Raw genomic sequence first — 17,886 nt, 5'->3', positions numbered from 1 at the left:
CTCCGCGAGGCAAGACGAAAACGGCTGCGGAAGCGGCGTTTATCCAGATATAAACAAGCATGCCGAAGCCACCGCCAGCACCGCATCGCCCCATCGAGATCAAGCCGCAGCGGAGCGTGAACAGGTTCTGAGGCTGCGGCCAACGTTGGCCGCAGCGCAGTACGCACCAATAGCGCACATCAATCCGCACCAAATCAAGGCAAGCACCCTCCTCCGCACCAGCAGCCGGCGCAAGGCATCGTCATGACGCCTTGATGCACAAGGCTGGCGCCCGCTGGCACCATTTTTGCAAGAAAGCGCCCCAATCACAGGCATTCGTATCCGCAGCCCGCCGTGCTGCACCACGGATACGCACCATTGGAGCGCAAGCATGACGGAAACAAGTGCAAACGACGTATTGTTCTTACTGATCGGGGCCATTCTGGTGCTGGCGATGCACGCCGGCTTCGCCTTTCTGGAGCTGGGCACCGTGCGCAAGAAAAACCAGGTCAACGCGCTGGTCAAGATCCTCACCGACTTCGCCATCTCGGCGCTGGCCTACTTCTTTGTCGGCTACGGCGTCGCCTACGGCGTGCACTTCTTCAGCGACGTCAGCCACATTAGCCAGGCCAACGGCTATGAGCTGGTGAAGTTCTTCTTCCTGCTGACCTTTGCCGCCGCCATTCCCGCCATCGTCTCCGGCGGTATCGCCGAGCGCGCGCGCCTGCACCCGCAATCGGCGGCCACCTTCCTGCTGGTCGGACTGGTGTACCCGTTTTTTGAAGGCATCGTGTGGAACGGCCACTTCGGCATCCAGGACTGGCTTGCGGCCAACTTCGGCGCGCCCTTCCACGATTTTGCCGGCTCGGTGGTGGTGCACGCGGTCGGCGGCTGGATCGCGCTGGCGGCGGTGCTGCTGCTCGGCGCCCGCCGCGGCCGCTACACCAGGGAAGGCCGCGTCAGCGCCCACCCGCCGTCGTCGATCCCCTTCCTGGCGCTGGGCGCCTGGATCCTGATCGTCGGCTGGTTCGGCTTCAACGTGATGAGTGCGCAGAAGGTCGGCGGCATCTCAGGGCTGGTGGCGGTCAACTCGCTGATGGCGATGGTCGGCGGCACGCTGACCGCGATGTGGGCCGGCCGCGACGACCCCGGCTTCATCCATAACGGCCCGCTGGCCGGGCTAGTGGCGGTGTGCGCCGGCTCCGACGTGATGCACCCGCTGGGCGCGCTGGTCACCGGCGGCGTCGCCGGCGCCATGTTCGTGTACCTGTTCACCCTCACGCAAAACCGCTGGAAGATCGACGACGTACTCGGCGTGTGGCCGCTGCACGGCCTGTGCGGTGCCTGGGGCGGCATCGCCGCCGGCCTGTTCGGCCAGCACTGGCTGGGCGGCGCCGGCGGCGTCAGCCTGGCCTCGCAGCTGATCGGCACCGTGGCCGGCATCGGCATCGGTTTTGGCGGCGGCTATCTGGTCTACGGCGTGCTGAAAAAAGTGGTCGGCATCCGCTTAAGCGACGAGGAAGAATTCAACGGCGCCGACCTGTCCATCCACAACATCACCGCGACCCCGGAGCGGGAGAGCAACTGGTAATACGTGATCCGGAAAAATCAGGTCCGCCGGGACGGCTTAACGAGCCGGCACTTGGACTCGACGCAAAGAGAGGCTCCGAAAGGGGTCTCTTTCCATTCTGTGTCCGTGCGGGTGCTGGCGCGCGACAGGGGCGAGTCGCCCAGGCCGGTCTAGGCCAGGTCGATGTCCGTAATCGGCAACTTGTTCGTCACCTTCATTTCCCGCAACGAGATATTGCTACGAATGCTCAACACACCCGGCAATTTTCTCAGCACTTTCTCGACAAAACGGCTGTAGTCATCGAGATCCCTGGCGACGACCTGCAACAGGAAGTCGGCCTCGCCGGTCGTGTTGTGACAGGCGAGCACATTGGGGCTGGCCTGAATGATCCGCTCGAATGCGGCCGTGACCTCCTCGCTGTGCTGCGTACAAACGATCTGCACAAAGGCCATCACGCCGATCCCGAGCTTGCGCCGGTTCAGTACCGCTTTATAGCCTTCGATCACGCCCATCTCTTCCAGCCGTTTCTGGCGCCGCCAGCAGGAGGCCTCGCTCAGGGCCAGCTGCTCGGCAAGCCTGGCATTGGACAGCCGGCCATCCTGTTGCAACCGGTCGGCAATGGCAATGTCCACTTTGTCTAGTGCGGCCATGGCGAAACAACCTTTCAATCCGTTTTCACTGGCGAAATACTATTTCATATTCGCCATTATTCCCATCGAAAACAGAAAGGTAAATTCACGGCAATACTTCACAATGAAGGAACACTTCAACACAGGAGCCGCTCATGAAAGCCGTTGTCTACGAATCCTTTGCTGCCCCGCCGCAACTGACGACCGTCCCCGACCCGACGCCGGAATCCGGCGGCGTGGTCATCAAGGTCATGGCGACCGGCGTTTGCCGCAGCGACTGGCATGGCTGGGTCGGTCATGATCCGGACATTCAGCTTCCCCATGTTCCGGGGCACGAGTTCTCCGGCATCGTGGAGGCGGTCGGCAAGCAGGTGACGAAGTGGCGGGTGGGCGACCGGGTGACGGTTCCGTTTGTGGCCGGGTGCGGCCATTGCCCAGAGTGCCACTCCGGTAACCACCAGGTCTGCGACCATCAGTTCCAGCCCGGCTTCACCCACTGGGGATCGTTTGCCGAGTACGTGTCCATCCATCAGGCAGATATCAATCTGGTGTCCTTGCCGGAAACGCTGGACTTCACCACCGCGGCCAGCCTGGGCTGCCGCTTCGTCACCTCGTTCCGCGCGGTGGTGGATCAGGGCAAGACCTCGGCCGGCCAGTGGGTGGCGGTGCATGGCTGCGGCGGTGTCGGCCTGTCGGCCATCATGATCGCCAATGCCATTGGCGCGAATGTCATCGCCATTGATATTTCGGAAGAAAAGCTCGATCTCGCCCGTGCGCTCGGTGCGGTGGCCACGGTCAATGCCGCCAAAGTGGCCAACGTGGTCGAAGCCGTGCTGGAAATCACCCGCGGCGGCGCGCACGTGTCGCTGGACGCACTCGGGCACCCTGTCACCTGCTTCAACTCGGTCAGCAACCTGCGCAAACGCGGCAAGCATGTGCAGGTCGGCCTGATGCTGGGCGAGCACAGCGCCCCGGCCATTCCGATGAGCAAGGTCATCGCGCACGAGCTTGAAATCCTGGGCAGTCATGGCATGCAGGCGCACCGCTATGACGCGATGTTCGCGATGATGAAGTCGGGCAAGCTGGCGCCGGAAAAGCTCATCGGCCGGACGATCAACCTTGAACAGGCTATCGATGTGCTGATGAATATGGACAAATTCGAAGTGGCCGGCGTCACCGTCGTCACGGAGTTCTGAGATGGGAGTGAGGCTTCGACGCGAAGCGTGCTCGTGCTACAAGCCCAATTTCGAGGTCCCGACGCGCGCCCGCTCAAGTGGCCACACGGAGTCCCTTGTGCTGATGGTGGCCATTATTGAGTACTAGGAATTCATCTGAAGTTCGGCCAAGGCAGCCAATGAGTAGCCAGACTCACAATGGCCGGTTTGCACAGGAGCCCTGTCCCGCTCCTGTTGCTACTTGATTGCCAGCACCTCGGATTCGTGAGGCTGCCAACCACCACCCAGCGCCTTGAAGGCCGCGACGGCTGCGCGTGCCGATTCTGTTTGCGCCTGTGCATGCGCGTCGGAGGCACGGAGCAAGCTTTCATCGGCTTGCAGCACCTCGATCAGGCTGACGACACCCTTTTGATAGGCGGCAAACGAGGCCGACCGGGCGCGTCCGAGCGAGTCCACACCTTTGGCAAGGACAGCCGCCTGTTCTTCGCGTTTGACCAGGGCCGAGAAGGCGTTTTCCACATCCTCGGTCGTCCGAAGCACGGCAAGCCGATACGCGGCCAACCTTTCTGCCTCCTGACCCTTGGCCTGGTCGATCTGCGCGTTGATGCGCGCAAAATCGAACAGGCGCCAGCGCAGCCCCAGCACGCCGGCGGCCTGGCTGGCGCCACCGCTGAACAGATTGCCGGCGGACACCGCGGTTGCGCTGCCGATCAGTCCGCTCAGCGTGAGCTTGGGGTAATACTCGGCAAGGGCGACGCCAATACGTGCATTCGATGCCGCCAGACGACGCTCGGCCACGATCAGGTCTGGCCGGCGGCGGAGCAACTCGCCGGGTGACCCGGTGGCGGCAAGGCGTGGGGCGGCAGGGATGGCACCAACCTCGGCCAGCTCGGCGCGATGCGTGCCGGGTGGCGAGCCCAGCATCACATCCAGTGCATTCATGGCCGCGTCCAGCCCCGTTTCGAGCACGGGCACGGCGGCCTGGACCTGGGCCAGCGCCCCTTCGGCCTGGTTCACCTGCAGTTCGGCCGCCAAGCCCTTGCCATACAGCAGCTGGATGATCTTGAGCAGTTCCTGCTGTTTCTGCACCTGCCGACGGGCAACATCCAGGCGGGTTTGCAATCCGCGGATGCTGATATAGATGTCGGCGGTCTGCGCTGCCACCGCCAGCCGCGTGGCCGTGGCACCGGCTTCCGAAGCCTGATACTCGGACAGCGCCGCTTCTTGCCCGCGCCGCAAGCCACCGAACAGGTCCAGTTCCCAGCTGGCAGCAAGATCGGCCTCGTAGGCATTGCCGTAACGGTCAAAACCTGGTGTCGGACTCAAGACTTGACCCATGGGCGTTTCAACGGATTGGTAGGCCCTGGCGGCTTGGCCGCTGACATTGCCGGCAGGCAGCAACGCGGCATGGGCCGCCCCCAGACCCGCCCGCGCTTGCATGACGCGAGCGGATGCCTGCGCGAGATCGAGATTCTGTTCCAGCGCCAGCATCACGTATCGACTCAGTTGCGGATCACCGAAACCCTCCCACCATGCCGCCAGGTCGGCACGGGTGGACGCATGGCGCTGTTCCACCGTGGCCGCGCCCAGATACTGTTCAGGCATCGGCATATCGGGCCGGACATAGTCGGGACCGACGGCACAGCCGGTCAACAGACTGGCGGCGATGAGCAAGGCAAGTGGGTGTTTAGCTAGCACGGACAGGCTCCGGATTTGAATGAACTATAGTGACCATAATACATATTAGTCACTCATTGTCAATTTTTGAGCAGATCTGTAAGCTACAACCCATGAAGAATACACACGCCTCCCCCGTTGCGGCCCGCGGCCCGGCCGACCACGACGTACGCGATCAAATCGTTGCCGCCGCCACCGAGCACTTCAGCCGCTATGGCTACGAGAAAACCACAGTATCGGATCTCGCCAAGGCCATTGGTTTTTCCAAGGCCTATATCTACAAGTTCTTCGAGTCCAAGCAGGCCATCGGCGAGATGATCTGTGCCAACTGCCTGCGCGAGATCGAGAACGATGTCAGAACCGCGGTAGACGCCGCGGAACGACCGCCAGAGAAACTGCGGCGAATGTTCAGAACCATTGTGGAATCCAGCCTGCGGCTGTTTTTCCAGGACCGTAAGCTCTATGAGATCGCTGCCTCGGCCGCCGGTGAACGCTGGCAGGCGACGGTCGCCTACGAGGAGCGCATTCAGGGTTTGCTGCAGGAAATCGTGCAGCAGGGGCGACTGAGCGGGGATTTTGAGCGCAAGACGCCGCTTGATGAAACCACCAAAGCGATTTATCTGGTGATGCGCCCTTATCTGCACCCGCTGCTATTGCAGTACAACTTCGACAACACCGAGGAGGCACCCGCGCAACTTTCCAGCCTGGTGCTGCGCAGCCTGTCGCCATGATGATGTGACCCGTTAGTGACTATTGACTAAATTGGTCACAAGAACAATACTGAAAGTCCCGATCACTTCGTCAAAGGGACTTTCATGCTTCGGCATCGCCTTGCTATCTCCACCGTCATTTGTGCCTTGCCGTTTGCTCTGGTCGCTTGCGGCGAAAAAGTACAGACAGACCCCCGCACCAGTACACCGCTGGTGCGTGCCGCCATCGTCCAGGGATTCAGCCCTGAGTCACGTGCCTTCACTGGCACCATAGCCGCCCGGGTACAGAGCGATCTCGGCTTCCGCGTCTCCGGCAAGGTACTGGAGCGTCTGGTGGACGCCGGGCAAACCGTTAAACGCGGCCAACCGCTACTGCGGATAGACCCGGCCGATCTCAAGTTGGCCGCACAGGCGCAGCTGGAGGCGGTTGCCGCGGCACGCGCGCGGGCGCAGCAGGCTGCGCAGGATGAAGCCCGCTACCGTGACCTGCGTGGCACCGGTGCAATTTCTGCTTCAGCCTACGACCAGGTCAAGGCGGCGGCGGATGCCGCCAAAGCCCAGCTCAGTGCGGCCGAGGCGCAGGCCGACGTGGCCCGCAATGCAAGCCGCTATGCGGAGCTGCTGGCGGATGGCGATGGCGTGGTGATGGAAACGCTGGCCGAGCCCGGCCAAGTCGTGGGCGCAGGACAGATCGTGGTGCGGCTGGCCCACGCCGGGCGCCGCGAGGCGGTGATCCAGTTGCCGGAAACCCTGCGCCCTGCGGTCGGCTCCAGCGGGCAAGCCACGCTGTTCGGCAGGGAAGACGTCAGCGTTCCGGCCAGACTTCGCCAGCTTTCCGATGCCGCAGACCGACTCACCCGCACCTTCGAAGCACGCTACGTGCTGGAGGGCGAATTGGCCGACGCCCCGTTGGGTGGCACGGTGACCATCCGGATCCCGGATGGCCATGCCGCAGTGAACGACGGCATGCAGGTGCCAATCGGCGCGCTGTTCGACGCGGGCAAGGGGCCGGGGGTATGGCTGATCGATGGCAAGCCGGCCAAGGTTTCCTGGCGGCCGGTCACCGTCCTGCATCTGGGGGACGATGTCGCGCGCATCGCTGGCCAGATCAAGCAAGGCGACCGGATCGTCGCGCTCGGTGCGCATCTGCTGCGCGAAGGCGGGCAGGTTCGCGTGGCTGACCAAGCCGTCGCCATGGCAAGCGAAGGAGTCCAGCCGTGAGCGAAGGCCGTTTCAACCTGTCGGCGCTCGCGGTACGCGAACGCGCCATCACGCTGTTCCTGATCATCCTGATCTCGCTGGGCGGGGTGATGTCCTTCTTCAAGCTGGGGCGGGCCGAGGACCCCTCCTTCACGATCAAGGTGATGACCATCGTCACCGCCTGGCCCGGTGCTAGCGCGCAGGAGATGCAAGACCAGGTGGCGGAGAAGATCGAGAAGCGCCTGCAGGAGCTGCGCTGGTATGACCGTAGCGAGACCTACACCCGCCCGGGACTGGCTTTCACCACGCTGACCTTGCTGGACAGCACCCCGCCGTCGGAGGTGAAAGACGAGTTCTATCAAGCCCGCAAAAAGGTCGGCGACGAAGTACGCAATCTGCCGCCCGGCGTAGTCGGCCCGTTTCTCAACGACGAGTACGCCGATGTGACCTTCGCCTTGTATGCACTCAAGGCCAGGGGCGTGCCGCAGCGCGAGCTCGTTCGCGACGCGGAAACACTGCGCCAACGTCTGCTGCACGTGCCTGGCGTGAAGAAGGTCAACATCGTTGGCGAGCAGGCAGAGCGCATCTACGTCGAGTTTTCGCATGAGCGTCTGGCCACGCTGGGCGTCAGCCCGCAGGAGGTGTTCGCCGCCCTCAATAGCCAAAATGCACTGACGCCGGCCGGCTCGGTGGAAACCAGGGGGCCGGAGGTGTTCATCCGCCTGGACGGTGCCTTCGACCAATTACAGAAAATCCGCGACACACCGGTGGTGGCGCAAGGCCGCACGCTGAAGTTGTCGGACATTGCCACGGTCAAGCGCGGCTACGAAGACCCGGCGACGTTCATGATCCGTAACGGCGGCCAACCTGCGCTGTTGCTGGGCGTCATCATGCGCGACGGCTGGAACGGGCTGGACCTGGGCAAGGCGCTGGATAGCGAAGTCGGCGCGATCAACGCCGAGCAAGCGCTGGGCATGAGCCTGAGCAAAGTGACCGACCAGGCCGTCAACATCAGCTCGGCAGTCGATGAGTTCATGGTCAAGTTCTTCGCCGCGGTGCTGGTGGTGATGCTGGTCAGCTTCGTGAGCATGGGCTGGCGTGTCGGGGTCGTGGTTGCCGCCGCAGTGCCGTTGACGCTGGCCGTCGTCTTTGCGGTGATGCTGGCGACCGGCAAGAACTTCGACCGCATCACGCTGGGGTCGCTGATCCTGGCGCTGGGCCTGCTGGTGGACGACGCCATCATCGCCATCGAGATGATGGTGGTGAAAATGGAAGAAGGCTACAGCCGCGTCAAAGCTTCCGCCTACGCCTGGAGTCATACCGCGGCGCCCATGCTGTCGGGCACGCTGGTGACGGCAGTCGGTTTCATGCCCAATGGCTTCGCCCGATCCTCGGCGGGTGAGTACACCAGCAATATGTTCTGGATCGTTGGCATCGCGCTGATCGCGTCGTGGGTGGTCGCCGTGGTGTTCACGCCGTATCTCGGGGTCAAGCTGTTGCCCGACTTCAAGAAGGCGGCAGGCGGCCACAATGCGATCTACGACACGCCACGCTACAACCGCTTTCGCCAGCTGCTGGGGCGCGTCATTGCCCGCAAGTGGATCGTCGCCGGCTCGGTGATCGGCCTTTTCGTGATGTCGGTGCTCGGCATGGCGGTGGTCAAGAAACAGTTCTTCCCGATCTCCGACCGACCTGAAGTGCTGGTCGAGGTGCAGATGCCCTATGGCACGTCGATCACGCAAACCAGTACAGCCACTGCGAAGGTGGAGGCCTGGCTCACCAGGCAGAAGGAAGCCAGAATCGTCACCGCCTACGTCGGCCAGGGGGCGCCACGCTTTTTCTTCTCGATGGGACCGGAATTGCCTGATCCATCGTTTGCCAAGATCGTGGTGCGCACGGACAACCAGGACGAGCGCGAGGCGTTGAAACACCGGTTGCGGCAGGCCATCGCCAATGGTCTGGCCCCCGAGGCACGCTTGCGTGTCACCCAACTCGTGTTTGGCCCCTATTCGCCCTTCCCGGTGGCCTACCGGGTCAGCGGTCCGAACCCTGCGGTATTGCGCAAAGTGGCGACCGAGGTGCAGCAGGTCATGGACGCCAGCCCGATGATGCGCACCGTCAATACGGATTGGGGCGTGCGCGTACCTTCGCTACACTTCACCTTGCAACAAGACCGTTTGCAGGCCCTTGGACTGAGCTCCAGCGCCGTGGCGCAACAACTGCAATTCCTGCTGACTGGAGTGCCCGTCACCGCGGTGCGCGAGGACATTCGCACGGTGCAGGTCGTCGCCCGTTCGGCCGGGAATGTCCGGCTCGACCCGGCCAGGATCGGCGATTTCACCCTGGCCGGCGCCAACGGGCAGCGCATCCCGCTGTCGCAGGTGGGCAAGGTCGAGGTGCGCATGGAAGAACCAATCATGCGCCGACGCGACCGCATGCCGACCATCACAGTGCGGGGCGACATCGCCGAAGGCTTGCAGCCGCCGGACGTGTCCACTGCCATTACCAAGCAACTGCAGCCGGTCATGGCAAAGCTGCCCAGTGGCTATCACATCGTAGAAGCGGGCTCCATCGAGGAGTCGGGCAAGGCCACAGTGGCCATGCTGCCGATCTTCCCGATCATGCTGGCCATCACCCTGCTCATCATCATCCTGCAGGTGCGCTCCATCGCTGGCATGGTGATGGTGTTCCTCACCAGCCCACTGGGTCTGATCGGCGTGGTGCCGACGTTGCTGCTGTTCCAGCAGCCCTTCGGCATCAATGCACTGGTCGGCCTGATTGCGCTGTCGGGCATCCTGATGCGCAACACGCTGATATTGATCGGGCAGATTCGTGAAAACGAGCAGGCCGGGCTGGACCCATACCGCGCGCTGGTCGAAGCGACCGTGCAGCGTGCGCGTCCGGTGATCCTGACCGCGCTGGCGGCGATCCTGGCGTTCATTCCGCTGACTCATTCGGTGTTCTGGGGAACGCTGGCCTACACGCTGATTGGCGGCACCTTTGCCGGGACGATCCTGACCCTGGTGTTCCTGCCGGCCATGTACTCCATCTGGTTCAGGATCCGGCCGGTCGCCGTCAAGCAATCTTTGGCAGAAGCACCCGTGTGACGGTGGGCCGCCAAGGCGGTCTGTCCCGATTCACACAATGCCTGTCTCTCTCTGTCGAAAAGTAAATTCCATGAAAAATCAGACAGTTGTTGTTATCACCGGCGTGTCTTCCGGTATCGGTCGTGCCACCGCAGAACAGTTCTCCCAGCGTGGCTGCCGCGTATTCGGCACGGTGCGCAATACGGCCAAAGCGCAAGCCATACCCGGCGTTGCCCTCATCGAGATGGATATCCGTGACGACGCATCAATTCAACGGGGCATCCAGATCGTCATCGATCAAGCCAAACGCATCGATGTGCTGGTCAACAGTGCGGGTGTGACCCTGCTCGGTGCGATGGAAGAAACGTCGATTGTCGAAGCCCAAACGCTGTTCGACACTAATCTATTTGGCCTCTTGCGTACGACCAAGGCCGTGCTGCCGTATATGCGCGCGCAGCGTTCCGGCCGCATCGTTAACGTCAGCTCGGTGCTGGGGTTCCTGCCTGCGCCATATATGGCACTCTATTCGGCGTCCAAGCATGCTGTTGAAGGGCTGTCCGAGACTCTGGATCACGAGGTACGCCAGTTCGGCATTCGCGTAGCGCTGGTCGAGCCCTCCTTTACCAAAACCAATCTCGACCTCAACGCGCCGCAGACCGCGTCCAGGATCCCCGACTACGACGCTGAACTCGGCGTCGTGACCCAGGCGATCCAGAACAATGTCCAGAAAGCGCCCGATCCCGACGGCGTCGCCGCCACGATTGTCGATGCTGCCTTGGGCACCTGGAAGATGCGCCATACCCCGAAAGGCGAGGCTTCTCTTCTGGCCAGGTTGCGCCGCTTCATGCCCGCAGGTCCGGTCGAGAAGGGTCTGAGGAAAACGTTTGGATTGGTTTGAATCGATTCTTACCTTCTCGCAATGGCAAGTACCTCAACGAGCTTGGTTCTGAGGGGGCGAATGCACCAAATGACCGGACGAGCCTCACGACAGACCATGACAGTAAAGCCACGATGTGATTTGTCCCTCTTCTACTAGGTACTTTTTTGGGGGGGGTCTATATGTTATCAGCCAAAAAAGTACCTAGTGTGCGAAGGACTGCTATGGCCGAAAATCAGCCTGATCTCAAAAAAAACATCCCGACCACCCCCGGGATGTTTTATGCCCTACCACCAGCTAAACAGCCTGCCCGCCAAGGCGGACAGCTTGCTGCTGAGGTAGTCCCAGCCTTCCTTGATAATCACCTTCACGGCCGAGGTCAGGGTGTCCCATAGTCCCTGGCTGGAAGAACGCCACGCAAACTCCGACACCGTTTCCTGCCGGGCCTCGCGGGTAAAGCTCCACTTTTTTTCGTTGGGCAGGATGGTGACGATCTTCTCTACCAACTCGACCAGACCATAGCCCTCCTCTGCGGCGATGGCACAGACCTGACTGCGTGGCAGTTTAAACACGCGGCAGACCTGCTCGACCTTGGCATCGATGTTCCGGTGCTGAAACGGTCCGGGCCGGTTTTTCACCCAGTCCCATTCGCGGCACGGTTCGATCTTGTCTACCTGGCTGACCACCATCACCACTGGGATGGCGCTGTCCCACAGTTCCGGTAGCAGCACCTGCTGGTAGAACTGTTCGTCGATGCTCAGTGCCCGGTCATCCCCTTTGATCACCCACAGCACCAGGTCCAGCTCCGGCAGTAGGCGGCGATACAAGGCGGTGTATTCGTCGTGACGGCTTCCGCTCTCTCCGACCCCGGGCATGTCGATCAAGGACAGGCCGTTGCCCTGCTGCATCGACCAGTCGATTTCCTGCGGGCTGCGGGTGCAGGCTTCTATCGCACTGACTTCGGCCACCTCGCGGCCAAACAGCGCATTGCACAAGCTGGACTTGCCGGCACCAGTCTTGCCCATCACGCCAATGGTAGCGTGGTAGTTGACTACTGCATGAAGACGGTCGCGCAGCTGCTGCAGTTCGTCCAGCGTCAGACGGATACCTGCACCTTGCAGCAGCTGGATCAGTTCATCGGGTAGCTGCGCCGGCAGGACGGTATGGTTAGGTTTAGGTTGATGCATGGGTTTCCTTCCACCGGCAAGCCGGCATAAAAAACGCCACCTGCGTACAGGTGGCGTGGGGGTCGGGAATAAGTGGTCGTTACGATTTTTTGCACTTCTGGTTGATGGGAACCATGCTTTGCAGCAATCGCTCCGGCAACCGTTGTGTCGCTTTCATTTCGTTATCCATCGCAAGGAATTCCTGCTCGTTGTATTCCTTCTGCAGCTCATCCAACGCACAGCTACAGAACAATGGGGTACTACGGCCACTGGCGGTACAACTGCGCAGGAAGCCGTTCTTGGTCTCATCGCTATACTCGGCGCCAGAGCACGCCGTAAGGATCACTGCTAGCCCCAGCAGCATGGTCTTGTTCATGGCATGGCTTTCTACTGGTTATCCGGCGGCTTAGAGATAAAAGCCCAGCTTGCCCATCACGCCCTTGAAGGCGATGTAACCAACGAACCAGCCAATCGCCTGCGGGCCGACTAGCCAGAACACCTTCTTGCGCAGCAGATCAACCCCATCGGCAGCAAACACCAGATCCGGTTTGGCGAGACGGCGAACGCCATCCCCGATGACGACCCCAATGGTAGTGGTGAGCGTGCCAATGATCAGCATGGCGAGATAGCCGAAGAAGCCAAGATAGATCTGGCTTGAAAACACGGCCATGCCGGTCAAGACCACAAAAATGCCCAAGCAAATCAGCAGCGACTTGAGGGTACGTGCTTGCATGTGAATACCTCAGACGATGAAAGGCGGGGCGGCAACGCTCCGCTAGGAGTTACTGGCCGCACAAGAAACCAACGGTCATGCGATTCATTGCACGGCACTGCGGGCATGAGCCGGCGACGGGACAGTCCATCGCAGCGGTAAGTACATCAGGCGCAGTTGCGCGGCGCCTGGGCGGAGAAGTCGCTCGCCAATGCCCAGCCAACGACCTTGCCCGCCGTGGCATTCGGATCGGCTTGCGCATAGTCGGGCACCGTCGCCAAACGCACCCAGCCTCCTTTTGCCACCGCGGTGACGGTGAGCGACGAGAACAATGTCAGCAGTTGCTTATTCGCCTGGCGATCCGGTGCAGCATAGAGGTAGACCGGTTTTTGGAACTGCAGTCTGCCGTCGCTTGCCACCTTGCTCTTTGGCGACAGGCAGGCACCTACTCCACTACCGGCCTGGGCGTTAGCGGCAACGAACAGGCCCAAGGCGGCCACGACACATACTTTTTTCATAACACACTCCCTTTTCGTGAAGGATCCCGTCAGTCACTCGCTGCGGAAGACCTCATATCAACATTGGCGGCCCATCAGTCCAGACTGGCGGCCGTCATACTCAATGAATCAATAACAACTATTTAGGATGAGTTTCAACCCTATAAGTCCTTCATGTCAATCGGTTGGCAATCCACCATCCAAGTGGACATGGAGAGAACGATGCCGCATGTAGATGAGAAAGCCCTGGCCAAGGTGATCGGCAAGGCGATTGCCCGCCTGCGCCTGGCGCGGGAACTGACACAGGAGCAACTGGCGGAACAGCTGGGGATTGGCTCTGAAGCCGTGTCGCGTCTGGAGCGCGGCGTGGTGATGCCGACTGTGGGCCGCTTGGTCGAACTGGCCGACCTGCTGAATTGCGACGTGGCAGAACTCCTGGCAGAAGTCAGTCCCCGCATCAACGATCAGGCACAGCACCTGAGCCGACTGCTGGCGAACTTAAGCGAGCACGACCGTACCTTGGTGATCGAGGTGGTGGAAAAGCTGACGACACGACTGGACAGCCGTAAGTCGTAGACAAAAGAAAGCCCTCGCCGCAGGGGACAGCGAGGGCCAGCCAGCATGACAAACCAGCAGCTAGCGTCAGGAGCGTGAGGAGACACCAGACATCACTTCAACATAGTGACGACCGCCGGTTTCTTCAAACGGATACTGCTGAACACGCCGTTCTGTTTTCTAAGCTTGATTGGCTTTCCCCAGCTGCCGCGTCAGCCGGGTAGTTCGCGTGGGGGTAGCCGACTTACCGCCCTCGCCTGCTGTCTCCGTGTCCGGATAAAACTCTTCCAGCAGTTGCGGCACCTCCTCCTCGGTGTCTTCAAACTGACCGTTCTGCAGCAGCTGTTTGGCCACGGTTTCCAGTTGCATGGTATCGATGCCCGCCTCCAGCGCCTGTTCTGCTTCCACTTTGGCCTGCGCCACCACTTTGGCGAGATCATCGCCGTCGCGCAGTGTCAGGTCGACGAAGTACACCGGGGTGCGGTAGGACTGGGTGGTAGTCTTGGCACGTAGGCGTAACAGCAATGGCAGGTAGTGGGTCAGCCCGCCGCTGAGCGCTTCGAAGTACTTCAGCCGGGCGGCCAGGGTGCGCACCGAGTTGTAGCCGGTGGTGCGGAAGATGAAGGTGCCCAGTGCATCCTGCTGCCCATCCACCTGCACGTTGAGGCGGCCGTACAGCTTGCAGCCGACACTCTGGCCAAACGGGCAACGATCCGGTCCGGCACAGCTCACCTCTTCCAGTCCTTCCTTACTGCTTCGGCGTGCGGTTTCACCGTTACCGACACACAGCGGCCGACCATTACTGCGGTCGAAAGCACTGTATTCGGCACGCAGGTTCAGTTCGCTGCTGTTGAACAGCAGGCGGACGGGAATGGCGCGGATCTTGCCGTTGCTGGCCTGGTCAACCAAAGGTTGGTGCAGCGGATGCAGTAACCAACCGTCGCGGTTCTGCACCTGAGTGGTGAGGGTAAAGCTGTCGTCCTTCTCCGGCAGCCACTTGTGGTCCTTCTGCACCAGCTTGCCAATGCTGATGCGCCCGATCACGGGCGGGGTGATGGCGAGTCCCTTGATCATGCTGATTTCCTTTCGGTGTGAATGACAAAGCGGCGGCTGCCGCTGACCGGCTTGCGGTACTGCTGCAGCAAGTCGGGATGGTCGGCAGTCAACCGTTCCAGATCCGTCTGTTCGCGGTCCTTGGGTTTCTTCCAGCTGATGCGGCCGGCAGCGAACACGGCACCGGTGGCCTCACCCAGCACCGTCTGCAGCTGCTGCTTGGCTTGCGCCTCTTGCTGCTCCAGTGCTTCCCGGCGTTCCCGCAACGCCAGCAGGGTATGGAACAGGCGATTGCCGTCGGTGGAATCGGACAGGTCGAGGGTGGTGCCGTTGTCGCGCGGGAACAACCAGTTCAGTGCCTGGCCGGCATCCTCGGAACCATCCGGTGGCGGCGGTTGATCGAAGCGCACCAGTGCCCAGAAGTCCTGTTCCCGCTCGATCAGGTCGCGGATTTTGTCGTCATCGCGTTCGACCCGGTAGATGCGGAAGTCCTGCCCGCCGATCAGCACCGCCACATCGGCCCAGTTGAGGCCGGTGACGGCGAGTTGGTGCAGTACCTGGCACTGGTAGGCAACGGGGATACCCTCTTCCCACTGCGGCGCACTGTGATAGCTGGCGGTCTTGATCTCTAGGATGCCCTGCCCCAGTTTTGGACAACGCACCGCACGGTCCAGGTTGGCCAGCATGTGGCTGTGCTCGGCATGTTGCAGCACCGCGTTGACACGTCGCACCCGGCGCCCGGTCTGTTCGGCATAGACGTTGGCCAGCACCGGTTCCAGTACTGTGCCCCACAGCACCGCCTGTTTCTCAGACAGGTCTTCCGGCTCACGACGGCCAGTTTTCTCCAGCCACAAGCTCAGTGCACTCTTGTACGGTGACAAGCCCACCGCCGACGCGGCATCGGAGGAGCCGATACCCAGCCCCCGTAGCGCCAGCCACTGCTGGCGGGACAGTTCCAAAGTGGATGCCAGGCGCAGCGCCTGGCCGTAACGTTCACGCATGATGAACCTCCATAACGGCATAACGCCCGGCGGGGCCCCCCCGGCCGGGCGTACAAGAAAAGGAAAAGTCGGCAACCACAACACGGCAGCAAAGGCACGACCAGCAAGACAACAAGAGGGGAAACAACGGTGAAGGCAGTCCGGGAGAGGAACGGCAGTAAGCCACACCAGCGTGCGGCCAACGGGATTCAGGCCGGCAGCAGCACCGTGGGGAGATCCGCAGAGTAGCGCAGCAACACCGCGCGCAACGCGGGCCAGTCCTCCGGTGGTGCACGAGAGAAGAACTGGCCGGCCAATTGCAGCAGGGTCGCCCTCACCCACGCCCGGCTTGGCGGTACCCCGTCATGGTGGGCGATCCAGTCGGTGATAGCCCAGCCCAGCAGCTCCACCACCTCGTAGTGCCACATCCCCGGAAAACCCTCCTGCAGCACCGCCCACAGCTCGGCTTCCAGTTGCACCACCAGCGGCGCGTACTGCGCCAGCTCGGCCTGCAGTTCCCACGCCCCCTGGCCCCATAACGACAACAAGGTGACCGGCTGCTCCTGGCCATCGTAGGGCAGCGTGGCATCGCTCCAGCGGCAGAAGTCACGTAGTCCCATCGCCAATCCGGTGGCAGCCCGCGCAATGTCCAGTTCGCTGGCCATGGCTCAGTCCAGTAGTGCCAGCGCGCGCTGCAGCGCTTGGTCTTTCAGCTGCGCCCCCTGGCCGAACCAGGCCGAGTCGAGGCGATAGTCCTGGCTACGGGCGCGGCGACGATGATCGACATACTCGGTCACCGCATTGAGCAGCCCCCAAGCCGTCCCCCGGGAACTGTTCAACAACGCCCCCATGCCGGCCCCACTGTACAAGGCGGTGAGTTGCTGCATCGCCCTGGAGGAGGTCTGGCTGTCCTCGTCCTCCAGCAACGGCTCCGCCAGCACATCACTGAAATACTGGCGCATCTCCTCCGACGACACCGGCCGACGGCTAAGCTGCTTCAGGTTGCCAATGAAGCTGTCCCACGCCGACAAGCCAAGGCCCAGCGACTCTTTCACCGCCTGTGGGTCAAACACCGTCGAGTGCGGCACCTTCACCGCGCCCCGGCTTTCCCCCACTGCCATCTGCAGCGTGTTGTTGCATACCACGCGCACCGAGGTGAACTGCGCAGTGGTGCACAGCGTGCCGTCACAGCTGGTGGCCAACAGCAGATAGGCTTTGACCCGGTCGCCGCCCTTGAGCAGTGTTTCCTGGCCGGTCCGTGCCAGCGCCCACAGTTTGCGCCCGCCCTTCAGGACCCCCGCCGTTTCCAGCTCGAAACCACCGGCATGGACCAGGTCGTTATAGAAGTGCAGCACCTCGTGCGGCTGCACCACCTTGTAACGCGGCGATACCACCGACAACGGCGCCAGGGTATCGGAGCGGTACAGTACCTTGGCGTCGCTGTACGGCCGGATGTGCATGCCATCGGCGGCGACGTTGAACAACACGTCACTCTGCTCGATGGTCCAGTTCATGCCGGCCTCGGCCAACCAGACGGACTCAGGTTGCTGCGGCGACAATGGATTACCCAAACCATGCCACGGGGTGGCACCAACAAAGGCCATGGCTTCAACAAGATGCGACATATCACCTTCTCCATGAAAAAGCCCCGGGCGGTGCCGGGGCTAGAGTTAATTACCGCCATCAGTTCAGATCGCGACTTGCTTCAAGAGAGTGATATGTGGCTGGAATTTTATGGAATCAGATGTCAGTAACCATTTGTTACCTACTTGGTAGGTAATCAGTCATAGCGGTCCTTCGTATACCAAATCAAAGATGGCTACTCTCATATTGAAAGCAGCCATAAAAGTATCTAGTAAACGAGAGACCATTCAGCTCGACAAAATTATCTGTCCTAAGATTCAGAATAACATTCGTCTTCACCCCTGTAGAAAGCCTAGTTTACACAAACATCCGGACACCCTAGGCGGTCAAAATTGGATGCTAATCACTCAGGAAGCCCTACACAGCTTGCACGCCG

Annotated in this window: 17 protein-coding genes; 7 read left to right on the top strand and 10 right to left on the bottom strand. The window is 61.4% G+C overall.

Going from position 1 to position 17,886, the window contains the following annotated elements:
• Window positions 1-370: 370 nt before the first annotated feature.
• Window positions 371-1,570, top strand: coding sequence for an ammonium transporter (locus NOM55_RS03085; protein WP_255907436.1), 1,200 nt, complete (start codon window positions 371-373; stop codon window positions 1,568-1,570).
• 149 nt (window positions 1,571-1,719) lie between these two features.
• Here the strand turns inward: NOM55_RS03085 and NOM55_RS03080 are convergent, their stop codons facing one another.
• Entirely contained in the window at window positions 1,720-2,199 is a 480-nt protein-coding gene (locus tag NOM55_RS03080) for an Lrp/AsnC family transcriptional regulator (protein WP_255907435.1), read from the bottom strand.
• 134 nt (window positions 2,200-2,333) lie between these two features.
• Between NOM55_RS03080 and NOM55_RS03075 the strand changes: the two genes are divergently transcribed.
• Entirely contained in the window at window positions 2,334-3,374 is a 1,041-nt protein-coding gene (locus tag NOM55_RS03075; RefSeq protein WP_255907434.1) for a zinc-dependent alcohol dehydrogenase family protein, read from the top strand.
• A 216-nt stretch (window positions 3,375-3,590) separates the two neighbouring features.
• On the opposite strand, the gene NOM55_RS03070 is transcribed toward NOM55_RS03075, so the two are convergent.
• The gene (locus NOM55_RS03070) at window positions 3,591-5,051 is read right to left on the bottom strand and encodes an efflux transporter outer membrane subunit (protein WP_255907433.1); all 1,461 of its coding nucleotides are present in this window, start codon (window positions 5,049-5,051) and stop codon (window positions 3,591-3,593) included.
• 92 nt (window positions 5,052-5,143) lie between these two features.
• Here NOM55_RS03070 and NOM55_RS03065 point away from each other — a divergent pair, with 92 nt between their 5' ends.
• From NOM55_RS03065 to NOM55_RS03050, 4 genes are all read left to right on the top strand, one after another.
• Window positions 5,144-5,761 (top strand): TetR/AcrR family transcriptional regulator, encoded by a 618-nt coding sequence (locus NOM55_RS03065; protein WP_255907432.1) that lies wholly within the window; start codon window positions 5,144-5,146, stop codon window positions 5,759-5,761.
• Between the two features lie 84 nt (window positions 5,762-5,845).
• Window positions 5,846-6,961, top strand: a complete 1,116-nt coding sequence (locus NOM55_RS03060) for an efflux RND transporter periplasmic adaptor subunit (protein ID WP_255907431.1) — start codon at window positions 5,846-5,848, stop codon at window positions 6,959-6,961.
• Window positions 6,958-10,047 carry an efflux RND transporter permease subunit gene (locus tag NOM55_RS03055; RefSeq protein ID WP_255907430.1) on the top strand — a complete coding sequence of 1,030 codons (3,090 nt, stop codon included), beginning with the start codon at window positions 6,958-6,960 and terminating at the stop codon, window positions 10,045-10,047. The genes NOM55_RS03060 and NOM55_RS03055 overlap by 4 nt, the downstream gene beginning before the upstream one ends.
• A gap of 70 nt (window positions 10,048-10,117) precedes the next feature.
• Complete coding sequence (locus NOM55_RS03050; protein ID WP_255907429.1) at window positions 10,118-10,924, top strand: oxidoreductase; 807 nt, start codon at window positions 10,118-10,120, stop codon at window positions 10,922-10,924.
• A gap of 266 nt (window positions 10,925-11,190) precedes the next feature.
• Here NOM55_RS03050 and NOM55_RS03045 read toward each other — a convergent pair whose 3' ends face one another.
• From NOM55_RS03045 to NOM55_RS03030, 4 genes are all read right to left on the bottom strand, one after another.
• Complete coding sequence (locus NOM55_RS03045; protein WP_255907428.1) at window positions 11,191-12,090, bottom strand: GTPase family protein; 900 nt, start codon at window positions 12,088-12,090, stop codon at window positions 11,191-11,193.
• A 79-nt stretch (window positions 12,091-12,169) separates the two neighbouring features.
• Entirely contained in the window at window positions 12,170-12,445 is a 276-nt protein-coding gene (locus NOM55_RS03040) for a hypothetical protein (RefSeq protein WP_255907427.1), read from the bottom strand.
• A gap of 30 nt (window positions 12,446-12,475) precedes the next feature.
• Window positions 12,476-12,802, bottom strand: coding sequence for a hypothetical protein (locus NOM55_RS03035; RefSeq protein ID WP_255907426.1), 327 nt, complete (start codon window positions 12,800-12,802; stop codon window positions 12,476-12,478).
• Window positions 12,803-12,948: 146 nt separating this feature from the next.
• Complete coding sequence (locus NOM55_RS03030; RefSeq protein WP_255907425.1) at window positions 12,949-13,299, bottom strand: hypothetical protein; 351 nt, start codon at window positions 13,297-13,299, stop codon at window positions 12,949-12,951.
• Window positions 13,300-13,500: 201 nt separating this feature from the next.
• Here NOM55_RS03030 and NOM55_RS03025 point away from each other — a divergent pair, with 201 nt between their 5' ends.
• Complete coding sequence (locus NOM55_RS03025) at window positions 13,501-13,854, top strand: helix-turn-helix domain-containing protein (protein WP_255907424.1); 354 nt, start codon at window positions 13,501-13,503, stop codon at window positions 13,852-13,854.
• Between the two features lie 159 nt (window positions 13,855-14,013).
• On the opposite strand, the gene NOM55_RS03020 is transcribed toward NOM55_RS03025, so the two are convergent.
• From NOM55_RS03020 to NOM55_RS03005, 4 genes are all read right to left on the bottom strand, one after another.
• Entirely contained in the window at window positions 14,014-14,907 is an 894-nt protein-coding gene (locus NOM55_RS03020; RefSeq protein WP_255907423.1) for a hypothetical protein, read from the bottom strand.
• Window positions 14,904-15,887 carry a YqaJ viral recombinase family protein gene (locus NOM55_RS03015; protein WP_120809535.1) on the bottom strand — a complete coding sequence of 328 codons (984 nt, stop codon included), beginning with the start codon at window positions 15,885-15,887 and terminating at the stop codon, window positions 14,904-14,906. Before NOM55_RS03015 ends, NOM55_RS03020 begins: the two co-directional genes overlap by 4 nt.
• Before the next feature lie 188 nt (window positions 15,888-16,075).
• A complete protein-coding gene (locus tag NOM55_RS03010; protein WP_255907422.1) occupies window positions 16,076-16,531 on the bottom strand; it encodes a hypothetical protein in 456 nt (151 codons plus the stop codon).
• Window positions 16,532-16,534: 3 nt separating this feature from the next.
• Complete coding sequence (locus NOM55_RS03005) at window positions 16,535-17,491, bottom strand: DUF932 domain-containing protein (RefSeq protein WP_255907421.1); 957 nt, start codon at window positions 17,489-17,491, stop codon at window positions 16,535-16,537.
• Window positions 17,492-17,886: the final 395 nt, after the last annotated feature.

Source organism: Vogesella sp. AC12, assembly GCF_024437575.1.
Lineage (GTDB): Bacteria > Pseudomonadota > Gammaproteobacteria > Burkholderiales > Chromobacteriaceae > Vogesella > Vogesella indigofera.
The sequence above is the reverse complement of the archived record's forward strand: the minus strand, read 5'-3'. Positions and strand labels throughout refer to the sequence as shown.

Excerpts from the sequence above, each read along its gene's own strand:
- NOM55_RS03085 (WP_255907436.1), top strand. The coding sequence starts at position 371 with ATGACGGAAACAAGTGCAAACGACGTATTGTTCTTACTGATCGGGGCC.
- NOM55_RS03080 (WP_255907435.1), bottom strand. The coding sequence starts at position 2,199 with ATGGCCGCACTAGACAAAGTGGACATTGCCATTGCCGACCGGTTGCAA.
- NOM55_RS03075 (WP_255907434.1), top strand. The coding sequence starts at position 2,334 with ATGAAAGCCGTTGTCTACGAATCCTTTGCTGCCCCGCCGCAACTGACG.
- NOM55_RS03065 (WP_255907432.1), top strand. The coding sequence starts at position 5,144 with ATGAAGAATACACACGCCTCCCCCGTTGCGGCCCGCGGCCCGGCCGAC.
- NOM55_RS03060 (WP_255907431.1), top strand. The coding sequence starts at position 5,846 with ATGCTTCGGCATCGCCTTGCTATCTCCACCGTCATTTGTGCCTTGCCG.
- NOM55_RS03050 (WP_255907429.1), top strand. The coding sequence starts at position 10,118 with ATGAAAAATCAGACAGTTGTTGTTATCACCGGCGTGTCTTCCGGTATC.
- NOM55_RS03045 (WP_255907428.1), bottom strand. The coding sequence starts at position 12,090 with ATGCATCAACCTAAACCTAACCATACCGTCCTGCCGGCGCAGCTACCC.
- NOM55_RS03040 (WP_255907427.1), bottom strand. The coding sequence starts at position 12,445 with ATGAACAAGACCATGCTGCTGGGGCTAGCAGTGATCCTTACGGCGTGC.
- NOM55_RS03035 (WP_255907426.1), bottom strand. The coding sequence starts at position 12,802 with ATGCAAGCACGTACCCTCAAGTCGCTGCTGATTTGCTTGGGCATTTTT.
- NOM55_RS03030 (WP_255907425.1), bottom strand. The coding sequence starts at position 13,299 with ATGAAAAAAGTATGTGTCGTGGCCGCCTTGGGCCTGTTCGTTGCCGCT.
- NOM55_RS03025 (WP_255907424.1), top strand. The coding sequence starts at position 13,501 with ATGCCGCATGTAGATGAGAAAGCCCTGGCCAAGGTGATCGGCAAGGCG.
- NOM55_RS03020 (WP_255907423.1), bottom strand. The coding sequence starts at position 14,907 with ATGATCAAGGGACTCGCCATCACCCCGCCCGTGATCGGGCGCATCAGC.
- NOM55_RS03015 (WP_120809535.1), bottom strand. The coding sequence starts at position 15,887 with ATGCGTGAACGTTACGGCCAGGCGCTGCGCCTGGCATCCACTTTGGAA.
- NOM55_RS03010 (WP_255907422.1), bottom strand. The coding sequence starts at position 16,531 with ATGGCCAGCGAACTGGACATTGCGCGGGCTGCCACCGGATTGGCGATG.
- NOM55_RS03005 (WP_255907421.1), bottom strand. The coding sequence starts at position 17,491 with ATGTCGCATCTTGTTGAAGCCATGGCCTTTGTTGGTGCCACCCCGTGG.